Consider the following 7,280-nt stretch of genomic DNA (forward strand, 5'->3'; position numbering starts at 1 on the left):
GTGTTTGGGGGGTGGAGGTGTGGGGCAGCACCCCCCCCCGCGGGGCGGGGGCGGGGGCGGCCCCCGCCCCCCCCCCCCCCCCCCCCCCCCCCCCCCCCCGGGAACCGAGCCTTCGGCGGTTGCGGGCCTGGTCGGCCTTGTCCGGGATGGTGCAGCGAATCCCGCGGGGCAGGTAGCCGCGGTTCCTGCGGGAGGCGTACGCCTTGTCGGCCCGCACGCGGTTGGGGCGGACGCGTGGCCGTCCCGGACCGATGCGGGGCACGCGGATCTTGTCCAACACGGGTTCGAACTGCGGCGAGTCGCCGCGCTGCCCGGCCGTGATCACGATCGACATGGGTTTCTGACCCTGCTCGACGGCCAGGTGCAACTTGGTGGTGAACCCGTCGCGTGAGCGACCCAGTCCGTGATCCTCGGGTTCGGTGAACACACCGCCTGGCGGTTCCTTCTGCAGGTCACCCTGCCTGCGGGCCCCAGCCGCATGCTGATGAGCACGACAGAGCGTGGAATCGAGGCAGGTCCCACGTGATCCTCCCCTTCGCGTCGGCCAAGGACTGCAGCCGGGTGAAGACCTGATGCCAGGTGCCGTTCCGCTGCCACCGGCGGAACAAGTCGTAGACCCGGCCCCAAGGCGCGTACTCGACGGGCATGTCCCGCCACGGAACCCCTGTACGGACCCGAAACCGTATGCCATCGATCAACCGCCGCCGAGGCCAGACAGGTGGCCGACCCGCCTTCGTGCCCTTTGGCAACAACGGCTCCAGCACCGCCCACTGCTCGTCCGTGAGATTTCCCCGACCCATGAACCGTGATCATCCACAGCACAAGATCCACTTTCGACACACAGCCTAGGGTCCTGGATGATGGGGCCGGTAACGGGGCAGCCAGCACTGGAGAACGGCAGCCTCCCCGGTCTGCACGGGGGTGGCTACGGCCGAACCGGCGTCCGGGCTCTGTTGATGGCCACGAGTGAAGCCCGCCAGCCCGGCCCCATCCCCGGCTCGAATGGTCCGTCGAACTACTTCCCTCACGTAAGGATTCGCCTGATATATGAGCGGCTGTGAATGGGCGCGGTGGTGGCACTGGGCGGGCGTCAGCCGGGTTGGGATGGGTGTTCGCAGGTCAGGCTGGGCAGGCGTAGTGATCATGGCTGTCATGGGGTGACCAGGCTGCTGCTGTCGGGTGCCGATAGTGAGGATGATCGGCTGCCGTGGGTGTGCTTGTTCGCACCGTGGCTCGACGCCCCCGAGTGGTTCATTACCCTCATTGCCCGCTTCCTGGACGGGAACCCGTCGGCCTGAGGGTCCGGCGGCGCGGGCCGGTGTGTCCGTCCGGCCCGGCACTGTCCGGCCGGAAGCCGACCGGATAGCTTGGGTCCGCGATCATCATCAAGGCCGGTTCCGGCCTTCTCTCAGGGGGGTATGCCGCATGGCGTTCCGCAGGTTCCTCAGTGCGCTGGGGGTCAACGCACCCGAGGTCGAGACCGTGCTCGACGAGCACCAGGTCCAGCCCGGTCAGGAGCTGTCCGGCACGGTCACCGTCCGGGGTGGCGCCGTGGACGTGGAGATCGAGCGCTTCCAGGCCGAGTTGGTGGTCCGCTTCGAGAACCACGGGGCCGAGGCCCGCTACCTGCACGTGATGGAGGCCCGGGAGTTCGGTGCGCCCTTCACGTTGGCCGCCGGGGAAGTCCGCACCCACGCGTTCACCTTCCAGCTGCCGCTGGGCATGCCGCTCACCCACTCCGACGGGGAGCGGCTCAAGGGCGCGTACAGCGCGGTCCGTACCGAGCTCGCGATCGACAACGCCGTGGACCGCGGGGACCTCGACGAGGTCGAGGTGCACGCTCTGCCCTCGCAGGCGGCCGTGCTGCGGGCCTACCAGGCGCTCGGCTTCAAGCACGTGGACACCGAGGTCAAGCCGGGCCGGGCCATGAACTCCCGACAGGAGGTGGACTGGTGGCAGGAGTTCGAGCTCGCCTTCCCCCCTGGCTACCGGCCCGCGATGCTGGAGATGATGATCGTCACCCTGCCCGAGTTCATCGACGTGTGCGCAGGGGGCTGGGCTCCCCGGCTCACCCTGACCCACGCGGAGGCCGCGGCCGACCAGGCGGCGCTCAACGCCCGGCTGGAGGCGCACATGAAGAAGCAGTACGGGGCGTGAGGCCGGCCAGGGGACGGCACACGCGGCCGGCGCCACCTCCCACTGGATCCCCCTGGGAGTCCGCCTCCCTCGCCACCGCCTTCGCCCACAGGTAGTCGCCCTTCACGCTGGGGGAGCGCTGGATCTGCGGGGCGATCACCAGCTGGCGGGGGATCTTGTACCCCGCCAGCCGGGTGCGGCAGTGCGTCTATCTCGTCGAGGGTCGGTCGGGTCCGCTGCGCTCGGGCGGACCTGTACCACGGTCGCCGAACTCCTCGACATCCTCGCCGCCCTGGGCTGCGATCTCTCGGTTTGGGGACAGTGGTGTGAGAGACAGTGAGTCTTTGGGGTGTTGATGCTGGTCGGGGTGTGAATGGGCGCGGCGGTGGCACTGGGCGGGTTCTTTCCTCGCGATAGCCGAGGGGAGAGATCTATCCGTCTCGCGGGGGCCGGCGGCCGCGGAGGGGTACACCGAGTGGAGCTGGTGTGGCAGTGCGACACCGAGGTGAAGCGTGATGCTCTGGAGGAGGGCCCGCCTGGACCGTAGGCGTCGATGCCGGGGCCCGGAAGACAAATTGTCTTTCCGGCCCCGGCGCTGAAACGATCGTCCCCGCGTACGGAGCCCCTACCGTGGACAGGGTGAAGCGTCCTCTCTCCGCGTTTTCGGCCGCCGCCGCCGCGCTGCTGCTCCTCGCCCCTGGCCCGGCGCACGCCGTGGATCCGGCGCCGTGCCTCAAGGGCGAGTCCGAGTCCACGTCGTTCAGCTCCGTGGACGCGGGCGAGATCCGGTACACGGACTCGGCCGCGTACCTCACGGAGATCAACCACGCGATCTCCGCGTGGCGGTACTCCGGCTCGAAGATCAAGATCTTCGCGGACACGGCGGACACGGGCAACGACCTGGACTTCGAGGAGTTCAACGACCCGAAGCAGGCGGCCGCCGCGATCTGGAAGTACAAGGCGGCCCCGGGGTGGACGGACTACATCAGCATCAACAAGGCGCGGATGAAGGACTACGCGCCGAAGAAGCGTAGGAGCGTCGTCGCCCACGAGCTCGGGCACGCGCTCGGACTCTGCCACAAGGCGAAGACGACCTCCGAGTCACTGATGTGGCCGACCGTCCAGGACACCTACGACGTGCCTCAGGGCGTCGACAAGGCCAACTACAAGCGGCTGTGGGGCTGATGATGAGTGCTCGTGTGTGGATGGTGGCCGGGATCGCGTCCGGGGTGTTCCTCGCCGGCGGCGGCTGGTACGCGCTGGCCAGTGCGGAGAACACGAGCCACGCGGTGTGCGACGTGGATCTGTCGAAGGACGCGGTCGTCGCCGACGAGTTCGAGCGCCTGGCCGTGGTGGAGGCCGTACGGACCACCAGGTCGTGGGAGGAGTCGGGGAGCGCCTACCGGTCGAGCGAGGTACGTCTCCTGCGGGCGCTGCAAGGCACCGTGCCCGAATCGTTCACCGTGACGCAGGGCGTCACCCCGAAGGGCGACCCGGTGCACGATGACCCGGTGCACGTCGTTCTCGAGCCGGGCCACCAGTACGTCGTGGGCCTTACCGACATCGACGACAACGACCCGCGCCCGTGGGCTGGCTACAGCGCGCTCGCCAAGGGCGGCGTCGAGGGCGAGGTGGCCCGCTGGCGCGATGCTCGCAGCGCGGTGGCCCCGCCGGCGAAGCCCTGCAACGACGTCGTCGTCGAGTAGGGCGCTTCCGGATTCCGGCCCTCATCTAGGGCCGGAATTGTCACCATCTCCAGCGTGTGCTTCTCCCGCATCCGGCTCGTCAGCGGGTCGAGCGCGCTGTCGTGTCACGCCCAGTGGATACCGAGTTCGGCGAGGGCGGTGAGCTGGTCGGCGGTGAGTTTGTCGCGTCGGGCCTTGGTGTTGGAGACCCACACGCCGAGCTTCACGGTCACCGGTTCAGCCTCGCCCTCGACCGCGATCTCCTCCCCGTGGGCCCTCGGGACCGGCCGGTGGGCGCCTTCCCGCTCCACCCACTGCGTGAGCGCTGCAAGGCCCCGTTGGAATGCCTGCTGTGCCTTGCTCGGCCCCTTCCCCCCGCGATCAGCCGCAGGGGCGGGAGAGGGCGCCTGTTCGGGCTGTACGCCGAGCGTGGTCAGCCGTGCCCGCTGCTCGGGCAGCAGCCGCGTCCAGGTGGCCGGCTGCTTCTGCTGCTGGAGCCAGCGTCCGATGTCGTCGCCGTCCATGAGCACTCCGGGGGCGATGTCGGGCAGCGTTCCGTCGGCGTCGACAAGGTCGGCGAGGACGCGGTGTTGTCGTTGCCAGTCCAGGGGCCAGGGGCAGTTCCAGTCCTTGTCGATCGCGGCGAGTTGCGCGGCCCGGGTCGTGGCGGTGTCCTCGTTCTTCCCGAGGCCGTTCTTCGCGCCCTTCCTGCGGAGGTTGGCCATGTACTGACCGACGGGCATCATCTCGTTGTCCTCGCCCCACGTGGCGTCCTGTCGGGGTGCGAGGTGTCCGGTGGCCCGCCGGTAGGAGCGGAGGGCGGCGAGTTTGGCCTCCCATGCTTCCTCGCCGGGCTCCCAGATCATCCCGGCCTCGGGCGCGTCGAGCAGGGTCTTTCGCCGTTCCTCGAGTTCGCCGACGCGTAGGGCCTTGCGCTGCTGGTGTACCCATCGCCCGAGGGGGAAGTCCTTGGTGACGCCGACCTCGACCTTGACGTCGTAGGGCACGGCATACAGGCCGACGATCCCGTTCTCGGCCCGCCACCGGATCAGGGCTTGGTAGCCCTCCAGCCATACCAGGGACTCGGGTCGGTAGACGCGGGTGCGCAGGAACGCGGCGATGGTGGCGGCGTCGCGCGGGCTGGAGAAGTGGAGCAGCGCCGACTCCGCCGCGGCGTCGGTTCCGTCCTCCTGGTCCTCATTGTCCCCTGCACCGTCGGCCCCGATGATCTGCCCGTCCTCGTCGCGCCGGATGTGGATCTTGCGGCGGCCGTGGGTGACGGCGCGGGAGGCGAGCTGCTCGACGAGGCGCTCGTCGTGACTGCGGAGGCCTTGGAGGACCGCTACAAGAGGGCGGAAGCTCGCGGAGGCCACCATGTCGGTCGGGTCCTCGCCCGGCTCCAGGAACACCGGCACGATGATCCGGGCGACCTTGGTGGTGCCGTCGCGGTTGAGGCGGAGTGCGCGGCCGATGTTCTGGACGATCTCGACTTGGGAGCCGCGGGTGTCGGCGAAGCAGATGGCCTCCACGCCGCGTTCGCCGGTGATGTCGACGCCCTCGCCCAGGACCCGCACGGACGCGAGGAACGCCCGGTGTACGCGCCGGTTGTCGGCGTCGATGCCGTTGGCGAACTGCCGCAGGACCTCGCGCCGCTCGGTGACGAGGTGCTCGCCGCACAGCCACGCCGACCACACCCGGTCCGGCGGGACGTGGCGGCCGGCCTCCAGCTCGTAGAACTCGGCGTCGATCGACGATTTCGGCAGCTTCTCCGCAGCCGCCAGATCGGCGTCGGAGGCGTCGTTGACGTACAGCTCGACGGCGGTCTCGGGGAGCTTGTCCGCGAACGCGCGGGCTTCCTCGACCTTCTGGTGGAAGGTCATGACCGTACGCAGGTTGTACGCCGCGGCGTGCTCCAGGAGCGCGGCCTGCAGCAGCGCCAGACGCCGGCCCCGCTGCGCCTCCTCGGACCCTCCGAGCACGGGTGATGGGTCCCGGATCTCCAGGACGTCGATCTCGAACCCAGCGAGGATCCCGCGCTCGATCGCCTCGGACAGGCCGAGCTCGGCCAGCCACGCGCCGTACGTGCCCTCCGGGTCGTCGGCCATGCTCGCGAGCTCCAGCTCCTGGCCAGCAGCGGCCTTCTGCTGCCGGGCCGCGGCCAGGATGCGAGGGGTCGCGGTCAGGTAGAGCCGGAAGTCCGCCGGGATCCGGGTGTTGTCGTGGATCGCTGCCCAGGGCCGTCCGAGGTCGCCGGCGGTTCCGTGGGCCTCGTCGACGATCGCGAGGTCGAAGCCCGCCATCCGCTGCCCGTAGAGCCGCTGCCCGCCGGCCAGTGCTGCCTCCAGGGGGCCTCGAACCTTGCGCTGGTCCGCGGGTGCGGTGATGTCCTCGCGGTCCACGAGGGAGGCGTAGGTGGCGAACACGACGACGGGCCCGGAGGCGGCCCACAGGGCGAGCTGGATCGGGTTGGTGGTGGTGCGCACGCCCAGCTCGTTCAGCACGGGGTCGTTCTCCAGCGAGCACACGGCGACCATGGGAGTCCGGTGGCCGACCAGTCGCCATGCCTGGGTGGTCTGCGCGAGGAGGTCCAAGGTTGGGACGGTGACGAGGATCCGGCTGTCGGGGAAGCTGTCCAGTGCGCACGCGGCGGCCGTGATCGTTTTGCCCGAGCCGGTCGCGGACACGATCGTGCCCCGGGCCCCTTGTGGGGGCACAGGTGACTTTGCGGGAAGTCCCACCCACTTCCGGAACGCTGACTTCTGATCGACCTGATGCTCACGCAGCTGGATCATCGAGTGTGAACCTCCCATGCATTTCTTGACGGACTCGAATATGACGGTTCAAGCGGCGCCCTAATGAACGTTGCCAAGGTCCCGCGAGGAGTCGGTAGTTGACCGATATGAGGTGGTCAGAGGGGCATCAGTACGAGAAAATAGGAGGTATGGACGAAGACTTCTGTGAAGTGATGCTTCTGCCCAGCTCCCAGTGCGACCACTGCCGAACAGCGCGATCGGAGCTTCCCCGGAGGGTGTACGTCACCAAAGGCGGGAACGTCTACCACAGGACGCCAAACTGTGAAGGGATCAAAGACGGCCAGCGATACGCGCGTTGGCGGGGAGACGAGATCCACGATGTTCAGTCCGTCCCACGCAGCGATGTACAGGCCCAACGAGGAGCCTGTGAAATCTGTCGGCCCGATCTGGTTATGAGAAGATCCTAGCCAGTACTCTATTTATGCCAAGCGTACATGCTGCATCATTCTGATGCCGCATGTACGCCCGAACCCGGACGCGAACGAGATCCGTTTCTCCCGGGGGTCGATTGGGGAGGTTGACCGGAGTGGATCGAACACGGGAAGGCTAGGGGGGACATGATGACAGTCGAGTCAGGAGACTCGAAGCGCGAGTTCGTTGGCTACATTCGGATCGCCAATCAACCGAAGATCGAGTTGCGGGTGAT

The 7,280-nt window shown here is 68.5% G+C and carries 5 protein-coding genes and 1 pseudogene; 3 read left to right on the top strand and 3 right to left on the bottom strand.

Features of this window, described 5'->3' with window-relative positions; translation table 11 throughout:
- Both NOD94_RS39270 and NOD94_RS39275 read right to left on the bottom strand, forming a co-directional pair.
- Nucleotides 1-691 (bottom strand): transposase (locus NOD94_RS39270; RefSeq protein WP_281211034.1); only part of this gene is annotated, 691 nt, incomplete at its 3' end.
- A pseudogene (locus NOD94_RS39275) lies at nt 624-800 on the bottom strand (transposase); the annotation flags it as partial. The gene NOD94_RS39270 and the pseudogene NOD94_RS39275, both read right to left, overlap by 68 nt.
- Before the next feature lie 625 nt (nt 801-1,425).
- On the opposite strand from NOD94_RS39275, the gene NOD94_RS39280 reads away from it, so the two are divergent.
- The 3 genes from NOD94_RS39280 to NOD94_RS39290 all read left to right on the top strand — a co-directional run bounded on the left by NOD94_RS39280 (nt 1,426) and on the right by NOD94_RS39290 (nt 3,842).
- Nucleotides 1,426-2,157, top strand: a complete 732-nt coding sequence (locus NOD94_RS39280; protein WP_281211035.1) for a sporulation protein — start codon at nt 1,426-1,428, stop codon at nt 2,155-2,157.
- A gap of 618 nt (nt 2,158-2,775) precedes the next feature.
- Complete coding sequence (locus NOD94_RS39285; RefSeq protein WP_281211036.1) at nt 2,776-3,321, top strand: matrixin family metalloprotease; 546 nt, start codon at nt 2,776-2,778, stop codon at nt 3,319-3,321.
- 2 nt (nt 3,322-3,323) lie between these two features.
- Nucleotides 3,324-3,842: a hypothetical protein gene (locus tag NOD94_RS39290; protein WP_281211037.1), complete on the top strand. Its 519-nt coding sequence runs from the start codon at nt 3,324-3,326 to the stop codon at nt 3,840-3,842.
- A 104-nt stretch (nt 3,843-3,946) separates the two neighbouring features.
- Here the strand turns inward: NOD94_RS39290 and NOD94_RS39295 are convergent, their stop codons facing one another.
- Nucleotides 3,947-6,613: a DEAD/DEAH box helicase gene (locus NOD94_RS39295; RefSeq protein ID WP_281211038.1), complete on the bottom strand. Its 2,667-nt coding sequence runs from the start codon at nt 6,611-6,613 to the stop codon at nt 3,947-3,949.
- Nucleotides 6,614-7,280 lie beyond the last annotated feature (667 nt).

This window comes from Streptomyces sp. Isolate_45 (genome assembly GCF_024721315.2).
Lineage (GTDB): Bacteria > Actinomycetota > Actinomycetes > Streptomycetales > Streptomycetaceae > Streptomyces.